A 16,795-nucleotide genomic window follows, 5' to 3' on the forward strand; every position below is an offset into this window, starting at 1 on the left:
GACGGTCTGAAGCGCGAACTGTCCGAGCGCGTGGCCACGCTGGTGACTGCTGATTGGACCGACGACCGGTACGTGCGCTGGCGCAGAGTCAGATCGAGACGGGCAACCAGATCACCGCGGCGCGCCAGCTGTCTGCGATCGGCTACGGCCCGACCGGCACCCCGCACATCACGGTGCCAGCCGAAGGCCCGAAAAAGCTGTCCGAGATCTACCGCGAGCACCTTGCCCGCACCGAGAGCGCCTATACGCTGAATCTTGACCCGAAAGCCCAGCTGCACCCGTTCTGCGCCCGGGTACTTTCCGAGTTTGACCGTATCCACGGCTACCAGCTGGACGCCGAGCTGAAGGTGCTGTCGCAAGGCGCGACGGATATGGGGTCTACCCAACTGCCGTTTGGTGTGCAGCGCGAGGTGATCCGCCAAGCGCTGTCCGATCTCAACGTGTTGGAGCTGGTGCAGACCCTGACCGACTTCACCGCACAGGCCACTACCCAGATTCCGTATGAAATCCGCGATACCAGCCAGGTGATGAACGATGGTGTGGTGTATGAGGGTCAGCCGATTCCGTTTGCTTAAGCGTAACCCAAGCGATGGATCTGGCCTATATCACCCCGATGAAGCTGGCGCTGTCTATCACCAATGAAGTGCTGCACTTCACCCGTGCATCGGCCATCAACTGGGATGCCCGGCACGCAACATCGAGATGAACAGCCGCGTACTGCGCGAGCTGGTGCACCGCCGTATCTGCAACGAGCTGCAGCGTGCAGCAGATAGTTATCTGGCCGTACCGGTGGCGAACGAATCGTTCACCGCACAGCTGACTGGCGCCAAGTCCATTGTCAAAACAGCCGCCTTCCCGATCGTTCGCCCCTTCCGGGCGCGCGACCTGCAGGGCAATGCCGTGGGCAATCCGGAAAACCCGATTACTGTTGTACTCAACAGCAATGCCATCACCCAATACGACGGCAGCGGCAAGCAGGCTGCTGGCACCTACTGGCGCGTGGTCTCCTACAACCCGGGCACCATCCAGTTCGTGGACCAGTCTGGCATCCCGGTTACCCCCGCCAATACTGGCACCAACACCTTCGGCTACAGCAAGGCCACCAACGTGGTGACGTTCGACATGGACGTACCGGCCAGTGTGCAGATGGAGCACTACCTGAATGGTCTGCTGCAGAAGGTCGGCAGCCGCAAGGCGATGATGGACGGCCAACGCTTCGTCAAGCCGGATTTCCTGCTGATGAGTCCGGCGCTGAACGATACCTGCACCAACGCCGAGCAGTTCATCAACCAATACAAGCGCGAAGGTTCCGACACCAATGCCGACGGCGACCTGATGCGTGTGAAAGGTATCCCGTCTTTCGGCACTAACGCCCCGGGCGTGGATCTGGGCGACGAGCGCATTCTGATGGGCCAGCGTGGCATCGGTGCGTACACCGTGGCCAAGCCTTTCGTGACCGGTGAACCGGTGGAAGTGCTCATCAATAGCCAGCCTGTCGGCAAGAAAGTGGCCTACGGCGAGGAGTACAACGCCATCACCGTACCGAAGCCGGTACGTAACCGCTTCACCAGCGTGGTGGCTTACAGCAGCTCGGCCCGCGCCGCCATCTAACCCGACAGCGCCCCGGCGGGCTGCCTGCCGGGGCGGGAGCTTTCCATGGAAAAAGTCCCGTATACCAATGACAAACCGCATACGGTCTTCGTTGGCGGAGTAATGATCCCCGCTCGGCGAAACCCGCGAGATCGACCCGACGCTATTGCCCGGCTACAAGCCCGGTGGCGCCGTAGCGGCCGACAAGCCTGCATCGACTCACATTGTGGACGTTCTACTGGCACAGTAAGCCGCCGCCATCATGGCTGCCATCCCTACCCTTGCTCATGAGGATCTCGAGCAGCTGGGCGAGCGCGAACAGCAAGGCGCTCAACGAAAGGAAGTCTTGGCCGCGATTGCCGAGCGTCTGCTGGAGAGCGCCAGCCAGAAACTGGACGAGACCAAGTCGACATCGGGCAACAGCGGCCAAACCGATCCGAACATGCAGCAGGACAAAAACCAGCAGCAGACAAGCGAGCCCAACGGGGTCAACGAGCAAAACCTGCCGTCAGCCGATCAGCCAAGCGAACCGGCAAACCCGGTTGATAGCGACACTGCCCAGTAATGACTACGCTGACCGATCTCACTTCTCAGCTGAAAATCAGCCTTTTGGATGCGGCCACGCGGTTCGTTGACACCGACTTCGTGCGCCACGTCCAAACAGCGGTGAAGGATTTCAGCAGGTTCCGTCCCCCTCGAGGTGGTGGACGCCCTTAACCTGCAGGCCGGTACCGCGCTGTACCCCTGTCCGGACGGGCTGACCAAGCTGATGGGGTGTGATTGGGGTCGTGACTTCAAGCAGACCCGTCAGCCGTGGGATGACCTCTGGCCGGGGCTTCCGGAGATCCGTCTCACTCGCAGCAGTGCAGGAGCTCGGATGCTGTTCCTGACGCCAGCACCCACGGCGCTGCAGATCAACATGCTGGGGAGCGCCTGCCCATACCGGTACGGCATTCCCCACCAGGTTGATGCCGACATCAGCACCTTGCTTGAAGCGGATGTACCGCTGGTGCTGGTGCGTAGCCGGGCAGAAGCCCTGCGCGAGCTGGCCATGCAGCACACCACCAAGCCCTATCAAGTGCGTGACGGCATCAGCTCGACACCGCGCAACGGTACGCCTTAGCGTTCCTCTACAAGGTGCTGATGGAAGAGTTCGAGCGGAGGGTGTTCCAGTGATCGGCGATATCCGCGTTTTCGACGAGGTGGTGGAACGGGCGTTTGCCAAGGCGCCGGGGTGATGAACCGGACCATGGACCGCTACGTGGGCCGTGCCGCCATGTTCATGGCCCGGGCGATCCAGCGCGAGTACCGCCAAAACGACAGCATCGCCTTTTCCACGCTGGTGAATTCCATCCACCCGGAAAAACCGTTCCCGCTGGCGCGCGACGTGAAGGCTTACGTGAAGTACGCCCGCTATGTGGAAGAAGGTACCCGCGGCAGCTACAAGGGGCTGCCTCCTACCCGACCGCTGGCCGAGTGGCTACGTATCCGGCACGGGCTGTCTGAGCACGAAGCAAAGCGTCGCGCATTTGGTCTGGCGCGCTTCATCCAGATCCACGGCACCCGGGCACGTCCGGCGTTCAAGCTTTCAATAAAAACGAATCCCGCCTGATGGCCATGTTGCGCGAAGGCACGGCTGAGGGCGTTAGAGAGGCACTCGGGGTGCGTGGCCACTACGCCATGACCGGCAGTGTTTCAGGGGGGCGGTAATGGCAATTACCCAAAAGCAAAAAGTCATTGGCGGCGGCCTGGTGGCCGCAATCATAGCCTTCACCAGCCCGTGGGAAGGCGAACGGCACGTGGCATACAAGGACCCAGTTGGGATCTGGACCATCTGCATGGGGGAAACCCAAGGCGTGCGCCCGGCATGCGCATGACACACGACCAGTGCGTGGCGCAAATGGCCAAGCGCGTGCCGGACTATCTGGGCCCCGTCGACAAACTGATGCCGGGGCTGCCGGATAACCGCCGGATCGCCTACACGGACACGGCTTGGAACTTGGGAACCGGCGTACTCACGCTGCGCAGCAAGAACCGGGAAGGCCAGCCGGTGACAGGGACCAGCATTGTGGACCTCGAGCGCGTCGGCAAGTGGCAAGACGCCTGCAACAGGCTGCTGAAATTCGACAAGGCCGGGGGCAAGGTGCTGCCCGGATTGGTTAAACGACGTGAAGAAGCGAGGAATTTATGTTTGCAGGGCTGAAACCCAAGGCAAAAGCAGTCGGAACTTTTGCTCTTGACCGGCTAAAAGAGGCTTCCACCGGCAAGCCATCGGCTTTGTGGTGGCGCTTTCTGGTTCGCATTTCGGTGCGTCGCTTGATTGGGGCCAAGGTGCCGCGCTCGGCGGCTTGGTCTCGGCCGCCATCAAGGCGGTAACCCCGGACAGCAAGGGAAGCGGTGATGCCAACTGAAGCCAAGCTGATCGCCCTGCTGGTCTCGGTGGGGCTCTGCGCCGGTGGCGTGCTGTGGTTCGGCCATTCCCGCTTCGAAGCCGGGCTGGCATCCGGCCGCGCAGAGCTCACCGGCTACAAGCTGCAGGTTGAAACGCAGCGCGGCATCGATGCCGAGGCAGCACATCGACGCTATCAGGACAAGGCCGACGAGCTGGCGATGGCCAGCAACAAGCTCGATCAGGTGCAACAGTATCTGGACACCGCCCGCGAACAACTCAACCGGAGGATTACCCATGCGGCACTCCCGCCCCAGCCTGTGGCTGGCCAGCCTTCTCCCGGCCTGCTGTCTGTTGACGGCCTGCAGTTCTACAACGACGCCCTTGGTCTCGGCCTGCAAGCCGGACCCGGAACCGACGGTACCGATCAATCTCACCGAGGAAGGAACCGGCGCCTTAGCGCCGCTGACAGCGGGGTATCACGCGAAGACCTCCTCGCACACGTCCGCGACTATGGCACCTGGTGCCGAAAAACCGCCGCGCAGCGCGACGAACTGATCGACCTGCTACAGGGGAAACCTCATGGCTGAAGACTGCACCAGCGAATTGGTTCACCACCGGCTTAAACAGCTGGAGCAGATCACAGCGCGCCACGGCGACATTCTTGAAGAGATACGTGACAGCCTGAAAGAACTGGTCAAGCTGCAGGTGACACACACCACGATCATGCAACAGCAACAGGATCATGAAACCCGGCTGCGCGCGATCGAAGGCGTAATTCCGACCCTTAAACAATCAAGCAAACTTGGCACGGCCGCCGTCACTGCCTTTTTGACTTCACTGGTCACTGCGCTGGGCACTTGGTTGGCATCGAGGGGAAGTGCGTGAGCGACATCATCAGCACCACCATGGAAGCGCTGCGCACTAACTTGGTTTCAGCGCTGCCGGGCCGTGTGATGTCGCCTGACTTCGTAGATTTCCAGCAACGTCGCCTCGATCAACTGGAAAAAGGCATTGTCACGGTGCTGCTTCCTGATATGGAGCAGACCGATGAGTGGGAATCCACCCTGAAGCTGATGATGGTTGGACAGTTGGCCGTTCCCGAACGAGATGGCACCCCGCATGACATTGAGGTGGCCGAGCTGGCGCTGTATCAGCAACTTCGAGCCTTTATCCGCAACCCGGGTGCTAAGCGTGCCACGACTCAAGGCACGTCGCATACGTTTTTCCAGCCAGACGGAATTCCCATTCGGCTGGATCTCCATCGAACTGGAGTGTGGCCCGCTGGATATGGCAGCTGACGACGACGCTACGGCTTACCCACCGACTATCCATGTCGGCAACCTGAAGGCCGTCAACATGGATATCGACATTCCGCCGCATGACAGCGACGCGGAACATCAGAAGTGGCTGAAGGGTGATTACTCCACCTCACAGCCGGAACTGCAAATAGACCAGGAGTTTCAACCATGAAGATGGTCAAGCTGAAACCGGCGGATGGGATGAAAGTCCGCCTAGAGGTTGGCGAAGGGTATTTACCGGATGATGGCAAGGAAGTCCCCTTGACCACCTACTACCGCCGCCGCCTCGCCGATAAGGATGTGGTGGACATCACGGACGAGCCTGCCGCCACTATGGAAGAAGTCGCGCCACCGCACACCGATAATGAGGTAATCGCCCATGGATAACATCACCTTCATGAGCATCCCGGTTGGCATCCGCACCGGCGGTGTTTTCCGGAAATCGACAATACCAAGGCCAACAAGGGCTTACCGCAGATGGACCGCAAGCTGCTGATGATCGGCCAGCGACTGGCATCCGGTACCGTTCCCGCACTGACCCCGATCCGTGTCACGGATGCAGGCCAAGCCGCAGGTTACTTCGGACAGGGTTCCATGCTTCACCGCATGACCAAGGCGATCGACGCCGTGCGCAAGCTGTATGGGTTGATCGACGTGTTCGCCATCGCCCTGGATGATCTGCCTGCTTAACGTACAGGCAACCGGCACCATCACGCTGACCGGCACCGTTACCCGTGCCGGTACCATGTACGCCTACGTGGGCGGCAACCGTGTGAGCTGCGCCGCAGCCTACAACGATTCAAACGCCACGGTGGCCACAAACCCGGCCTCCGCGATCAACGCCAACGCCGATATTCCGGCAACGGCCACCGCCCAGAATGGCGTGGTCACGGTTAAAGCCAACCACAAGGGCTCCACGTCCAATGGCATGGAATTGGCGGTAACCTACTATGATGACGACACTCTGCCCAATGGCATCACAGCGGTGTGTTCGAACTTGTCCGGTGGTACCGGTGATCCGGACGTGGGGGCTGCGCTGGCCGTTATCAGTGAAGACTGGTACTACAGCATCATTGAGCCTTACACCGACTCGGCCAACCTAGCCGAGCTCGAGGCGGACATGGACGGCCGCTGGAGCGGCATGAACATGAAGACCGGCCATATCTTCAATGCCAAAGACGGCACCATGGCTTCTCTGACCACTTGGGGCGCAACCCGAAACAGCCCGCACTGCAGTACCGGGGGCTAAACAACTGCCCGACGTGGGCCCCTGAGCGTATCGCCGCCTTCGCAGCCACCTGCGAAATTAGTGGTGCCAATGATCCGGCTATGCCTCTGCGCAATCTGACAGTGCCGGGCGTAATGGCACCACGACTGAAAGACCGTTTTAGCCGTCAGGAGCGCGAACTGATGCTGAAAGACGGTATCAGTACCACAACGGTGGATGCTGGTGGGAATGTGATCCTGGAGCGGGTTATCACTAACTATCAGAAGAACGTGATGGGCATCGATGACGAAAGTCTTTTGCGGCTGGAAACCAAGTGGTCAGCTGACTACTTCCGTTATTTCGTTCGCTCGATCGTCGCTACCGAGTTCCCGCGTAACAAGCTGGCCGATGACGGCACCAAGATCAAGCCGGGTTCGAAAACCGTCACACCGCAAATGATTGGCGATGTGGTTTATGCACGATGTGGCCCACTCGAAGGTGAACTGATTGAAGACATGGCTGACTTTAAGAAAAACACCATGTGGGTCAGATCAGAAGCCGATCCGGATCGCGTCAATGCCATCTTGGCACCGAACCTGGTCAACCAGTTCGTAACCTTTGCTGCCGCAGTGCAGTACCGTATGTGAGGTAAACCGCTATGGGTATGACAGGCTTGTGTTTCATCAACATCAATGGCCGCCGCGTGCGTTCCAAGGAAGGTGCCAATATGAAGCCGGGTGGCCTTATCCAAGAGCCAGTAAACGACGCAAACGGCTATTGCGGTATGGCGAACAAGGAAAACAAGAACTCCGAGGTAAAATTCATTATCCCTCACAGTTCTGAAGATGACGTAACTGCGCTTCAGGCCATGAAGGATGCAACCCTTGTCTTTGAAACAGACAGTGGCCAACGTTACTTGATCCGGGATGCTGGCACGATTGGCGAAGTCGATTTCAAAGGTAAAGAGGTCGATATAACCATGGGCGGTGCACCAGCCGAGTTGATGTAACCAATTCCACCCCTGTTTCCGCAACGGATCAGGAGCGAAAATAGCCTCGCTTCTTGCAGGTGCGTGTCCTTTCTTCTCTTGACGGTGTGGCAACCGGCGTTCAGCCCCGCTTCGGCGGGGCTTTTTACGTCAAAATCCACCCCTTACCCAACATCTCATCCACTTCGAAAATACAGCATGGGCGCCCCCTGCGCCCTTCAATGCAATCACTGGGAGTGAAGATGAGTACCAAGGTAATTCCCCTCGCCTTCGGCCTGAAGATCGGTGCCGACGTTCACAAAGAAATCGAGATTCGCCAAGCCTTGCTGGGCGACATGATGGACGCCGAGAACGAGGCCAGCGTAACCGATCCTGTTACCTACCGCGCCGCACTGCTGACACAAATCACGGTACGCGTAGGTACTTTCACTGGCCCACTGACGGTCAAGATGCTGCGCGGACTCAACCCTAAAGACTGGCGTGCTATCAGCACAGCCATGCAGGAGCTTGAAAACGAGGGGGAAGACGAACAGGACAGCGCAAGCGCCTTTTAGATGCTGTCCTGCTGCTGGCACTAAAAACGGGCTGGACCCCTGAAGTCATTCGCGCCCTGCTTACCCCGAGTTCAATCACTACTTGGAACGCCTGACCGAATCCAATGGCTGAAAACCTCGATATCTACGTCCGTATCGCTGCCGATGCCGCACGCTATGCGCAGGGCCTGCAAGGTGCTTCCCGCGAGACGAAGCGCTTTGCAGATCACGCCCGTTCAGAGCTAGGCAATCTCAAGCGAGAGCTGGCGCAACTGGGGCTGCAGCTGGGCGCCGTTGGGTTTGCTGCACACGGCATCAAGGCTGCGTCTGATTTCCAAGCAGCCATGCTAGACGTGGAAGGCAATATCAAAACCACCACGATGAGCACCAAAGAGCTGAATGCCCAGCTCAAAGAAGTACGGGAAACCGCTATAGATGTTCACCGGGCCATGCCCTACTCAACCAAGGAAGTGGTTGGCATCCAGAACACGCTCCTGAAAGCAGGCGTAGATCTTGACTCGGTAAAAGGGGCGAAAGGGGCCGCTTGGTCTGTTGCAGGTCTGGCAGCAATTTCTGAAACATCGCCAGAGACAACTGCAGACTTGATGGCCCGGATCGGCTCACAGTACGCACTAAAAGGTAACCAGTACGGCTCGGCTGCTAATGAGTTGATGAAAGCTGAGGCGGCCAGTCCCGGCAACCTGCAGGAAATCATGTACACCATCAAGCAGTTTGGTTCTAACGCTCACCTGCTTGGTATCAGCGTGAAAGATTCTGCTGCCATGGCAGCCATGGCCACTCCTCTTGGGATGGAAGCTGGCACGGCCATCAACCGCTTCCTAGAAGACTCTATCGGCAAGACAAAGCAGCAGCAAAAAGCACTGCACACGCTAGGTCTAGGCCACCTATCCAAAGGGAAATTCCAGAGCGATTTCTTCAAGGACGGTAAGTTCATTGGCATTGACAAGACGCTTGAGATGGTTCGAAGCCACGTTGGAGCCATCGCCAAAGGCCTTTCCGTAAAAGACATCGTGAGAGCTGATGGCACTACAGTCCCAATGGAGGACGTTGCAAAGGGACTGGATAAGAAAAAGCACGGGGACCAAGCAAAAGCTTTGCGCTTGGCAACCAAGGCTTGGGGTGAAGAAGGCGCGCGCTTTGCATTGCTGAATGCCATGAGCGACAAAGGACATAACTTTGCTGGCGTTCGGCAACAGATGGAAACATCTCTCGACATAGCCGCCCGCATGGAAATCAAGATGCGGGGCTTTGGCCAAGCAGCTAATGCCGCAAAGGGAACCCTTGAGGCGACCACTGCCATGGCATTCGATCCCTTCCTGAGCAAACTCACCCGTGGTGCCAAGCTGGTCAACGATCTAGCAGGTAACGCCGGTAAATGGCTCGATACCCACCCTGAGCAACGTAGTACCGTGGCCTGGACCGGGGCTGGCGTAGGTTTAGCCGCTCTTATTGGTCCAGCCTTGTGGGGCATGGTGAAAGGCATGCGGAAGGGCAAGCTAACGCCGGTTGGTGCTCTGACTGGTATAGGCGGCGAAGCCATGGAGCTGGGCAAAGGTGTAGCCATGGGCAAAACCCTGCAGGCCGCGGCAGGGGTAACCCCTGTTTACGTTGTCAACATGCCGGGGACCGGTATAGGTGGCGCATCAGCTAGTGGCGCACTTGATGCAGCGACCGGAGCAGCGGCAGCAGGTGCAGCCGGGAAACTCGCATCCAAAGCCAAGGTTGGGTACGCCATGGCCCGTGGGCTATCACTGGCAGAGTTTGTTGGCGCAGCTGGATTGGGGACAAGCACTGCACTTGTTGCTGGCGCTGGGGCAGCTGGCTATGGCGCTGGGACACTTGCCTACAAAGCCATGGAGGGCACTAAAGCTGGCGACTTCCTGGTAGACAAAATTGGCGGTGGCATCGCCAAGGTCCTTTCATTGTTCGGAAATGAGGATGCCAAGAAAGCTGTGGCCATCACCGAGCACCAAAAGAATGTCACGCAGTCCCTGATCGAGCAGGTGAAACGCACCGACCTTGGCGGGACACTGCAGATACAGGTGGCCACCGCACCGGGTACAGATGCCCGGTGCAAGCCAAGATGAACAACCCCAAGATCAAACCAAATGTTGGCCGAACGATGCAGGGGGCTAACTGATGACTACGCCACTGCGCCCCGCCTCGTTCAAAGGTATTCCTTTCCGCGTCAAGGAAACCGACATGGAAGTGGGACGCCGAACTGTCCTGCATGAGTACGCATATCGTGATATCCCGTATGCCGAAGATCTGGGCAGGGCTGCCCGTGGCTTCACCGTGCAGGCCTTCTTCTTTGGTGAAACCGGACCGGACGATGCAGACGCGCTAATTGACGCACTGGAATCTCCCGGTGCTGGCCTGCTGGTACATCCATGGCGCGGAAGCATCATGGTGATCCTGCAACCTCAGAGCAAAGCCAGAGTGCGCTACCCACAAGCAGTGGGCGGCATGATCACCATCGACATCCCGTTCATTGAATCCGGCGATAACGTCGAACCGAATGCCGGGGACGATACTGATGCTCAACTGGAAAGTGCGGCAGATGATGCCCAAGCTGAGGCGGATAGCGATTTCGAGACATCCTGGCTTGACGATATTGCAGGCTATGCCGATGAAGCCGCGAAAGCGGTAGAGGATATCTGCACCTGCCTTGAGAGCTACTTCGATGCCTACGATGCGGCAATGGCCAAGGTCGACCGCATCATCCATGACGTGCAGAGAATCATCAATGCGCCGTTGTCGGTGATTTCTCGCATTCAAAGCCGAATCCAGACGCTGGTGGGCAAGCTGGACAACCCGTTTTCCGGGATTTCCACCGGCGCAAGCTGCTCAAGGGCGAGGTGCTGAACCCGTGGCGCACCGGCGGTAGCTACAGCACCATCATTTCCGCTGGCCGCACCACAAACAGCTCTTCGAAATCGATATCCGGCATTAGCACATCGAGCGCCAGCGCTCGCCCGGCCTGGACCAGGCCTACCCCATCCAGCCCGACCAGTGAGATGCCGAGCCTGCCGCCATCTCTGGCCACTTACGTGCGCCGTACGCTGGTGATCGAGGCCGCACGATCAATTCCCACCGCCACATTTACCACTAAGGCGGATGTGCAGACTGCACGCGCCCAGATCCTGACAGCGCTCAACACCGAGCTTCAGTCCGCCTCCGACACGCTCTATCCCGTGATGCAAGCACTGCGCGTGGCGGTGGCAAAGTCCATCCAGGCGCGCATACCAACGGCTGTCGACGTGGAAACCGTTGCGACACAAACCGTCTTGTTTAAGCGCTGGTAGTGGCTTACATGGCCACCGGTGATATCGCTGTGGCGGATGACTTGGTCGCGCGTAACGGAGTGATGCACCCGGGATTTGTGCCCTTAAGCAACATCGAGGTACTGAAAAATGCCTGACGTATGCGAACTACGAGTGGGCGGGATGATTTACGGCGGCTGGACGGATATTGAGATCCAGCGTGGCCTCGAGCAGGTTTCTGGCCAGTTCACCCTGCAGGTGACTGACCGTTGGCCCGAACAAACCGAACCGCGCCCTATCATGCCGGGGCAATCCGCAGTGGTGACGATCGACAACGAACCGGTGGTAACCGGCTGGGTGGACGATACCAAGCCCGGATACGACGAGAAGAACACCTGGTTCAACGTCACCGGCCGTGACAAAACCTGCGATCTGATCGACTGCAGCGCGATGTTCAAGACAGGCCAATGGAAAAAATCCAGCCTGCTGCGGATTGCCACGGATCTACTGTCCTCTTACAGCATCGCCGTGGTGGTTGGCGACCGCGCCAAAGGCCCCGCTTACGAGATCATCGACAGCTTCAACATCGAGGAAGGCGAAACGGTGTTCGACTGCCTCGAGCGGGCCGCACGGCTCAAGGCAGTGATGCTGTGGACCGATGGCATGGGGCGCCTAGTCATCGACCTACCCGGCTCCACCAAGGCCACCACGGCGCTGATCGAGGGCCAGAACATCAAGCGCATCGACGGAAACTTCAGCTGGCACGAGCGCTACAGCGAATACATCGTGAAGGGACAAGCACGTGGACATGCCCAGCACAACGCTAAAGGGACATCCACGGATTCGGTCGTCACCCGCCACCGGCCGTTGATCATCCCGGCCGAAGATCAGGTACACGGGCCAAGTGCTCAACAGCGCGCCGATTGGGAATGCACCGTGCGCAAGGGACGTGGTAACCGGGCCACCATCCGAGTACAGAGTTGGCGCCAAGGCGGCGATGCTTAAGCCCGCTGTGGGTGCCCTGGCTTACGGGTTCCCGTTACAGCCCCGCATATCCACCTCAATGCGGAGATGCTGATAGCCCATGTGACCTACATCAAGAACGCTACAGATGGAACGGTCACGGATCTCGAGATTGCCGATCCGCGCGCCTTTGATCGCCCTGGCAGGCATCCGTACGGCTTCGCTCAAGTCCAACCGCACCAGTGATAAAGGTCTGGCCAATAACAGGGATAAGCACGCACCGAAGAAGCACAAGAAAAAAGCCGAGCCCACAGAAGACTGGAGTGACTTGTGAATCCGCTGCAAAAACTTCGACTCATGGTCGCGCGCGGCATTGTTAATCTGGTCAATGATGCTGGAGGCCTGCAGATGCTGCAGATCAGCGCGTTGGATGGAGAAACCCGCGACGAAGTAGAACGCGTACAGAACTTTGGCCACACCGGGAACCCACCCATGGCCGCCACGCCCATCATGGTGGCGGTGGCTGGTAGCCGGGACCACCTGGTGGCAGTGGCCGTTGACCATGAAGACAGTCGGCCCAAAGGCCTGCAGCCGGGTGAATCTGCCACGTACAACGCCTTCGGTGTGCTGTTCAAATATGACCAGGACGGCAACGCTACCCTGACCTGCAAAAACCTCATCGTTGACGCCAGTGAAGGCATCCAGTTCAACACGCCGCTGACCAACTTCAGCGAAATGGCGACCGTAAACGGATTGTTCAGCTACAAGGCTGGCATGTCCGGCAGCGGCGGCGACGGTGGCAAAACGACCATCTCCGGTGACTTCACACATAGCGGCGGCGACCTGTCTTCCAACGGTGTTGTGGTCCACCTGCACTATCACGGCCATGTCACCCGAGGCAGTGAAAACACGGATAGCCCGACATGACTACCCGCCGCCTATGCCTAGACCTATCCAAGCCGCTTCCGCTTGAGCTGTTTGCCGACCCGATCGATGCCGCCATCGTACTGTCGCTGTTTTCCGATTCTCGCGCCCCTGCCACGGAAAAGCGGATTGATCCGCGAGGCTGGTGGGGAGATGCCTTGGCCGAACAACCCGGCGACACCGGGGCAGCCGCCTGTGGCTGCTGGCCAGCCGCGCCAAGAATGTTCCAGAGACACTGCGCAATGCCGAGAACGACGCCAAAGAGTCCCTCAAATGGATGGTGGACGACGGGGTAACCAGCACGCTCACCGTGTCAGCCAGCGATCTGGGTAATGAAACGCTGCGGCTCGCCATCACCATCGATGGCATCACCTTGAATCTGGAGATCACCCATGCCAATTGACCGGCCTACACTGGCTGAACTCGACCGGCGCGCCCAAGCCGAGCTACCACTAAATGGTGCCAGCGATGGACTCCGGCGCAACCTTTACACGCCTCTGGCACGCGCCTTATCCGGTGCAATACACGGGTTATACGGCCATCAAGAGCGCATCAAGGACCAGTTGTTCCCACAAACCTGTGACGAAGACACTCTGCTGAACATCCATGTGCCGATCTGGCTATCGGACGGCCGTAACCTTGCCACTGCCGCTACAGGAAAAGTACAGATCACCGGCACCGTCGGCTATACCGTGGACCAGACTGCCTCCATCACCCGCACCGATGGCATGCTGTACAGCCTCACGACCAGCGCCACTATCGGCGCGGATGGAACCTGCATGGCCACCGTGGCGTGCCAGACGCCCTGGCCTCGCTTAAGCAACACCGAGCCCGGCGCCAAGCTGCGCTTCTCCAACCCGGTAGACGGCGTGAATGGTGAAGTGGTGGTGCAGACGCCCGGTCTGTCCGGCGGGGCTGACCTCGAGGACATCGAAGATCTGCGCGCACGAGTGGTAGAAGCCAGAACCAAGGCCGAAGGTGTGGGGAATAGCACGGACTGGGAGCTGTGGGCCAAAGAAGTTTCTGGCGTCACGCGCGCCTGGGCCGCACCCAAGCTGATGGGCACCGGCAGCATGACCGTGTTTTTCGTGCGCGATAACGATGCAAGCATCTTTCCGGACGTGAACGAGCAAGCCACGGTGCAGGCGCACCGGAAGCCACCGGTACGCCCATGGGCGAGATCTACGCTGTGTCCCCTACCGACAAGCCAATCGATTTCACCATCCACCTGTCGCCTGACACAGCTGCAATTCGTACAGCCGTGACGGCGGCACTCGCCAACGTGTTAAGCCTTGAAGGTAGTCCGGTACAGCGCGATAGCGCCGCCCTCACCGTACTGCCCGTTACCGGTGTCACCATTCCATTCACTCATCTTTCCGCCGCTATTTCTGGCTCCGCTGACGAGTGGGATCACCAGATCACGGTACCGACCGGTGATGTGGTGTGTGCGATCGGCGAGCTGGCCACCATGGGGACCATCACATGGCTGTGAGCGCTGATCGCTACGTCACCCAGCTGGCGCAGCTGCTGCCGCCCCGGCATCGCCCTGCAGGCCGAAGACGGCAGCGACATGCAAGCCTTGCTTGGCAATATTGCCCCGTTCCCTGGCCGAGGCCGACGCGCGCGCCGAGATATTGCTGACAGAGTCAGACCCACGCCGCACTGTCTACCCGGTAGGCGAATGGGAGGAATCTCTTGGCCTTCCTGACACCTGCACCGTTGGCGTGCAAACCATCATCGACCGCCAGCTATCGGTGGTTTCCAAGCTCACCGACCGCGGTGGTGCCCGCGCCACGCGCTACATCAAGCTGGCCGCAAAGCTCGGCTACCCGGGCGCCACCATTACCCGGTACCGCTACCACACCTGTGAAATGACCTGCGAATCCGCCGTGCAGGACATCGATTGGCGGTTTGCCCGGACGCTCACCTTGCCATCTGGCACCCGCATTGTGGATTCCGTGTGCGAATCCGGTACCGAAGACCCATTGAGCACCGGGGCGATAGCGTTCTTGAGTGCGTCATTCACCGCGAAGCACCGGCCATTAGTACGCCGCTAATCGCTTATGGAGGTAACTAAATGAGGCGTGTAGCTTCTAATCGAAACGCTGTCTTGGATAAGTTTGGCCCGGGTAAAAATGGATTTACAGCGGGGCCCCCGGCGTATCACCGGCGACCACGCCCGGGTATGAGTGGTTCGATTCTATCCAGGAAGAAATAGCGGCTGTCATTGAGGCAGCACGCTTGATCCTTCCAAATATAACCAACTGCTCGGTGCAATCCGGCGCCACGCACAGAAGACAGTGGTGCTGGCTGATTCCGGCATAGCCAATGCCTATGCCACGACAAACGCCTCTCCCTTGGTAGCGGGCGATCTGACCACTGGTTTGATCCAGCAGATCAGCATCAGCAACGCCAACACCGGGGCGGCCACCTTTGCACCGGACGGGCTGACCGCCAAGCCAATCTACGGGCTGGGATTGACTGCCCTGCAGGGTGGAGAGCTGGCCGCCAACGGCGTGGCGGTTCTGATGTATCTGGTGGCCGCTGGAGTGAATGGTGGGAACGGCGCGTGGATACTGCTGGCAAGCATGGGTGGAGCATTGCAGATTGGAGCCGCAACAAACAGCCAGCATGCCATTCAGGCCGGGCAGCAGCAGTCAAACGCCCTAACCTATGGTACGGATACGGGTGCGGCTAATGTTTATCAAGTCACCTACGCCCCGGCGATCACTGCGCTGAAAAACGGCATGGTGCTTGAATTTGAGGCTAAAACAGCCAACACCGGGGCGAGCACATTCAGCCCAAACGGGCTGGCCGCCAAACCGATCATCGGTGGCGCTCATTCAGCACTGCAAGGTGGCGAGATTGTCGCCGGTGGTAAAGTTGAAGTGATGTGGCATAGTGCTCTCGGTTCCTGGGCGCTACTCGGGTGTACCGGAGGTGCCATGCAGGTACAGGCAGCCACCCAGAGCCAGCATGCGGTAGCACTTGGGCAGATGCAGGCGAGAACCGGCAGCGCCGGTGGACTCATGTATCGAAATCTGCTGATCAATGCGGCAGGGAATGTCTTTCAGCGCCCCTATACCAGCGGTACGGCAACAACGTCGGCTGGACAGTATGCCATCGACAAATGGAAAGTTGCCACGTCCGGGCAGAATCTGTCTTGGGCTAGTAGTGGGGCGTACTCGATCTTTACCGCCCCAGCGGGCGGCGTGTCGCAAGTTATCGAGGGGGCAAGTATTATAGGAGGCACCTACGTGCTCTCCGGAAAGGGACGGCTACAGCCACCGTCAATGGCACCCCTGTTACTAATGGCGGAGCCATTGTTCTTCCAGCTAATACCAACGCAACTGTGACATTCAATAGCGGTACTTTCTATCAGCCGCAACTTGAACAGGGACTGGTTCCAACCGATTTTGACTTCCGGCCGCCCGGGGCAGAGCTTGCGCTTTGCCATCGGTATTACTGGCTGGCATCTGACCGTGATGCACTCGTTGGCGCGGCCAGCACGACCACTTCACTACATATGCGATTCCGCTTACCGGTCACCATGCGAGCCGCTCCGGCTGTGTCTGTGGCTGTCCCCGGATCGTGGGGTTACACCAATGATCTGAAC

At 58.9% G+C, this 16,795-nt stretch carries 28 protein-coding genes and 1 pseudogene; 28 read left to right on the forward strand and 1 reads right to left on the reverse strand.

Going from position 1 to position 16,795, the window contains the following annotated elements; translation table 11 throughout:
* Positions 1-53 precede the first annotated feature (53 nt).
* The 19 genes and pseudogenes from GKE73_RS01520 (at position 54) to GKE73_RS01610 (ending at position 10,894) form a co-directional block, all read left to right on the forward strand.
* On the forward strand, positions 54-575 hold the full coding sequence (locus GKE73_RS01520; RefSeq protein ID WP_230368806.1) for a hypothetical protein: 522 nt from the start codon (positions 54-56) through the stop codon (positions 573-575).
* Between the two features lie 127 nt (positions 576-702).
* Positions 703-1,611: a hypothetical protein gene (locus tag GKE73_RS01525; RefSeq protein WP_230368807.1), complete on the forward strand. Its 909-nt coding sequence runs from the start codon at positions 703-705 to the stop codon at positions 1,609-1,611.
* 241 nt (positions 1,612-1,852) lie between these two features.
* The gene (locus tag GKE73_RS01530) at positions 1,853-2,155 is read left to right on the forward strand and encodes a hypothetical protein (protein ID WP_230368808.1); all 303 of its coding nucleotides are present in this window, start codon (positions 1,853-1,855) and stop codon (positions 2,153-2,155) included.
* A 135-nt stretch (positions 2,156-2,290) separates the two neighbouring features.
* Positions 2,291-2,713 (forward strand): hypothetical protein, encoded by a 423-nt coding sequence (locus GKE73_RS01535; protein ID WP_230368809.1) that lies wholly within the window; start codon positions 2,291-2,293, stop codon positions 2,711-2,713.
* Positions 2,714-2,827: 114 nt separating this feature from the next.
* Complete coding sequence (locus GKE73_RS01540) at positions 2,828-3,202, forward strand: hypothetical protein (RefSeq protein WP_230368810.1); 375 nt, start codon at positions 2,828-2,830, stop codon at positions 3,200-3,202.
* Positions 3,203-3,428: 226 nt separating this feature from the next.
* Positions 3,429-3,793: pseudogene (locus tag GKE73_RS01550) on the forward strand (glycoside hydrolase family protein).
* 79 nt (positions 3,794-3,872) lie between these two features.
* The gene (locus GKE73_RS22085; RefSeq protein WP_280954681.1) at positions 3,873-4,001 is read left to right on the forward strand and encodes a hypothetical protein; all 129 of its coding nucleotides are present in this window, start codon (positions 3,873-3,875) and stop codon (positions 3,999-4,001) included.
* Entirely contained in the window at positions 3,991-4,569 is a 579-nt protein-coding gene (locus GKE73_RS01555) for a hypothetical protein (protein ID WP_230368813.1), read from the forward strand. The genes GKE73_RS22085 and GKE73_RS01555 overlap by 11 nt, the downstream gene beginning before the upstream one ends.
* A complete protein-coding gene (locus GKE73_RS01560; protein WP_230368814.1) occupies positions 4,562-4,867 on the forward strand; it encodes a hypothetical protein in 306 nt (101 codons plus the stop codon). Before GKE73_RS01555 ends, GKE73_RS01560 begins: the two co-directional genes overlap by 8 nt.
* Positions 4,864-5,280, forward strand: a complete 417-nt coding sequence (locus GKE73_RS01565) for a hypothetical protein (RefSeq protein ID WP_230368815.1) — start codon at positions 4,864-4,866, stop codon at positions 5,278-5,280. Before GKE73_RS01560 ends, GKE73_RS01565 begins: the two co-directional genes overlap by 4 nt.
* A complete protein-coding gene (locus GKE73_RS01570) occupies positions 5,270-5,452 on the forward strand; it encodes a hypothetical protein (protein WP_230368816.1) in 183 nt (60 codons plus the stop codon). The genes GKE73_RS01565 and GKE73_RS01570 overlap by 11 nt, the downstream gene beginning before the upstream one ends.
* On the forward strand, positions 5,449-5,667 hold the full coding sequence (locus GKE73_RS01575) for a DUF2635 domain-containing protein (protein ID WP_230368817.1): 219 nt from the start codon (positions 5,449-5,451) through the stop codon (positions 5,665-5,667). The genes GKE73_RS01570 and GKE73_RS01575 overlap by 4 nt, the downstream gene beginning before the upstream one ends.
* A gap of 90 nt (positions 5,668-5,757) precedes the next feature.
* Positions 5,758-5,970, forward strand: a complete 213-nt coding sequence (locus tag GKE73_RS01580; protein ID WP_230368818.1) for a hypothetical protein — start codon at positions 5,758-5,760, stop codon at positions 5,968-5,970.
* On the forward strand, positions 5,954-6,529 hold the full coding sequence (locus tag GKE73_RS01585; RefSeq protein ID WP_230368819.1) for a hypothetical protein: 576 nt from the start codon (positions 5,954-5,956) through the stop codon (positions 6,527-6,529). Before GKE73_RS01580 ends, GKE73_RS01585 begins: the two co-directional genes overlap by 17 nt.
* Before the next feature lie 80 nt (positions 6,530-6,609).
* The gene (locus tag GKE73_RS01590; protein ID WP_230368820.1) at positions 6,610-7,134 is read left to right on the forward strand and encodes a hypothetical protein; all 525 of its coding nucleotides are present in this window, start codon (positions 6,610-6,612) and stop codon (positions 7,132-7,134) included.
* 11 nt (positions 7,135-7,145) lie between these two features.
* The gene (locus tag GKE73_RS01595; RefSeq protein ID WP_230368821.1) at positions 7,146-7,496 is read left to right on the forward strand and encodes a phage tail tube protein; all 351 of its coding nucleotides are present in this window, start codon (positions 7,146-7,148) and stop codon (positions 7,494-7,496) included.
* Positions 7,497-7,717: 221 nt separating this feature from the next.
* Positions 7,718-8,029, forward strand: coding sequence for a phage tail assembly protein (locus tag GKE73_RS01600; RefSeq protein ID WP_230368822.1), 312 nt, complete (start codon positions 7,718-7,720; stop codon positions 8,027-8,029).
* A 104-nt stretch (positions 8,030-8,133) separates the two neighbouring features.
* Entirely contained in the window at positions 8,134-10,116 is a 1,983-nt protein-coding gene (locus tag GKE73_RS01605) for a phage tail tape measure protein (RefSeq protein ID WP_230368823.1), read from the forward strand.
* Positions 10,117-10,168: 52 nt separating this feature from the next.
* Positions 10,169-10,894, forward strand: coding sequence for a DNA circularization N-terminal domain-containing protein (locus GKE73_RS01610; RefSeq protein ID WP_230368824.1), 726 nt, complete (start codon positions 10,169-10,171; stop codon positions 10,892-10,894).
* A 22-nt stretch (positions 10,895-10,916) separates the two neighbouring features.
* Here GKE73_RS01610 and GKE73_RS01615 read toward each other — a convergent pair whose 3' ends face one another.
* Positions 10,917-11,075 (reverse strand): hypothetical protein, encoded by a 159-nt coding sequence (locus GKE73_RS01615; RefSeq protein ID WP_230368825.1) that lies wholly within the window; start codon positions 11,073-11,075, stop codon positions 10,917-10,919.
* 4 nt (positions 11,076-11,079) lie between these two features.
* Between GKE73_RS01615 and GKE73_RS01620 the strand changes: the two genes are divergently transcribed.
* The 9 genes from GKE73_RS01620 to GKE73_RS01660 all read left to right on the forward strand — a co-directional run bounded on the left by GKE73_RS01620 (position 11,080) and on the right by GKE73_RS01660 (position 16,535).
* On the forward strand, positions 11,080-11,334 hold the full coding sequence (locus GKE73_RS01620) for a hypothetical protein (protein WP_230368826.1): 255 nt from the start codon (positions 11,080-11,082) through the stop codon (positions 11,332-11,334).
* A 108-nt stretch (positions 11,335-11,442) separates the two neighbouring features.
* Positions 11,443-12,297 carry a phage baseplate assembly protein gene (locus GKE73_RS01625; protein ID WP_230368827.1) on the forward strand — a complete coding sequence of 285 codons (855 nt, stop codon included), beginning with the start codon at positions 11,443-11,445 and terminating at the stop codon, positions 12,295-12,297.
* A 148-nt stretch (positions 12,298-12,445) separates the two neighbouring features.
* Complete coding sequence (locus GKE73_RS01630) at positions 12,446-12,589, forward strand: hypothetical protein (RefSeq protein WP_230368828.1); 144 nt, start codon at positions 12,446-12,448, stop codon at positions 12,587-12,589.
* The gene (locus GKE73_RS01635) at positions 12,586-13,182 is read left to right on the forward strand and encodes a phage baseplate assembly protein V (protein WP_230368829.1); all 597 of its coding nucleotides are present in this window, start codon (positions 12,586-12,588) and stop codon (positions 13,180-13,182) included. Before GKE73_RS01630 ends, GKE73_RS01635 begins: the two co-directional genes overlap by 4 nt.
* Before the next feature lie 142 nt (positions 13,183-13,324).
* Positions 13,325-13,582: a phage GP46 family protein gene (locus GKE73_RS01640; protein ID WP_230368830.1), complete on the forward strand. Its 258-nt coding sequence runs from the start codon at positions 13,325-13,327 to the stop codon at positions 13,580-13,582.
* Positions 13,572-14,444: a baseplate J/gp47 family protein gene (locus GKE73_RS01645; RefSeq protein ID WP_230368831.1), complete on the forward strand. Its 873-nt coding sequence runs from the start codon at positions 13,572-13,574 to the stop codon at positions 14,442-14,444. Before GKE73_RS01640 ends, GKE73_RS01645 begins: the two co-directional genes overlap by 11 nt.
* The gene (locus tag GKE73_RS01650) at positions 14,441-14,671 is read left to right on the forward strand and encodes a hypothetical protein (RefSeq protein ID WP_230368832.1); all 231 of its coding nucleotides are present in this window, start codon (positions 14,441-14,443) and stop codon (positions 14,669-14,671) included. Before GKE73_RS01645 ends, GKE73_RS01650 begins: the two co-directional genes overlap by 4 nt.
* A 100-nt stretch (positions 14,672-14,771) precedes the next feature.
* Positions 14,772-15,236: a putative phage tail protein gene (locus tag GKE73_RS01655; protein ID WP_230368833.1), complete on the forward strand. Its 465-nt coding sequence runs from the start codon at positions 14,772-14,774 to the stop codon at positions 15,234-15,236.
* 243 nt (positions 15,237-15,479) lie between these two features.
* Entirely contained in the window at positions 15,480-16,535 is a 1,056-nt protein-coding gene (locus GKE73_RS01660; RefSeq protein ID WP_230368834.1) for a hypothetical protein, read from the forward strand.
* Positions 16,536-16,795: the final 260 nt, after the last annotated feature.

This window comes from Paludibacterium denitrificans (assembly GCF_009707705.1).
Lineage (GTDB): Bacteria > Pseudomonadota > Gammaproteobacteria > Burkholderiales > Chromobacteriaceae > Paludibacterium_A > Paludibacterium_A denitrificans.

Bases quoted from the DNA above. Each gene is read 5' to 3' on its own strand.
- GKE73_RS01525 (WP_230368807.1), top strand. From the start codon at position 703: ATGAACAGCCGCGTACTGCGCGAGCTGGTGCACCGCCGTATCTGCAAC.
- GKE73_RS01530 (WP_230368808.1), top strand. From the start codon at position 1,853: ATGGCTGCCATCCCTACCCTTGCTCATGAGGATCTCGAGCAGCTGGGC.
- GKE73_RS01540 (WP_230368810.1), top strand. From the start codon at position 2,828: ATGAACCGGACCATGGACCGCTACGTGGGCCGTGCCGCCATGTTCATG.
- GKE73_RS01555 (WP_230368813.1), top strand. From the start codon at position 3,991: ATGCCAACTGAAGCCAAGCTGATCGCCCTGCTGGTCTCGGTGGGGCTC.
- GKE73_RS01560 (WP_230368814.1), top strand. From the start codon at position 4,562: ATGGCTGAAGACTGCACCAGCGAATTGGTTCACCACCGGCTTAAACAG.
- GKE73_RS01570 (WP_230368816.1), top strand. From the start codon at position 5,270: ATGGCAGCTGACGACGACGCTACGGCTTACCCACCGACTATCCATGTC.
- GKE73_RS01575 (WP_230368817.1), top strand. From the start codon at position 5,449: ATGAAGATGGTCAAGCTGAAACCGGCGGATGGGATGAAAGTCCGCCTA.
- GKE73_RS01580 (WP_230368818.1), top strand. From the start codon at position 5,758: ATGGACCGCAAGCTGCTGATGATCGGCCAGCGACTGGCATCCGGTACC.
- GKE73_RS01585 (WP_230368819.1), top strand. From the start codon at position 5,954: ATGATCTGCCTGCTTAACGTACAGGCAACCGGCACCATCACGCTGACC.
- GKE73_RS01590 (WP_230368820.1), top strand. From the start codon at position 6,610: ATGCCTCTGCGCAATCTGACAGTGCCGGGCGTAATGGCACCACGACTG.
- GKE73_RS01595 (WP_230368821.1), top strand. From the start codon at position 7,146: ATGGGTATGACAGGCTTGTGTTTCATCAACATCAATGGCCGCCGCGTG.
- GKE73_RS01600 (WP_230368822.1), top strand. From the start codon at position 7,718: ATGAGTACCAAGGTAATTCCCCTCGCCTTCGGCCTGAAGATCGGTGCC.
- GKE73_RS01605 (WP_230368823.1), top strand. From the start codon at position 8,134: ATGGCTGAAAACCTCGATATCTACGTCCGTATCGCTGCCGATGCCGCA.
- GKE73_RS01610 (WP_230368824.1), top strand. From the start codon at position 10,169: ATGACTACGCCACTGCGCCCCGCCTCGTTCAAAGGTATTCCTTTCCGC.
- GKE73_RS01625 (WP_230368827.1), top strand. From the start codon at position 11,443: ATGCCTGACGTATGCGAACTACGAGTGGGCGGGATGATTTACGGCGGC.
- GKE73_RS01645 (WP_230368831.1), top strand. From the start codon at position 13,572: ATGCCAATTGACCGGCCTACACTGGCTGAACTCGACCGGCGCGCCCAA.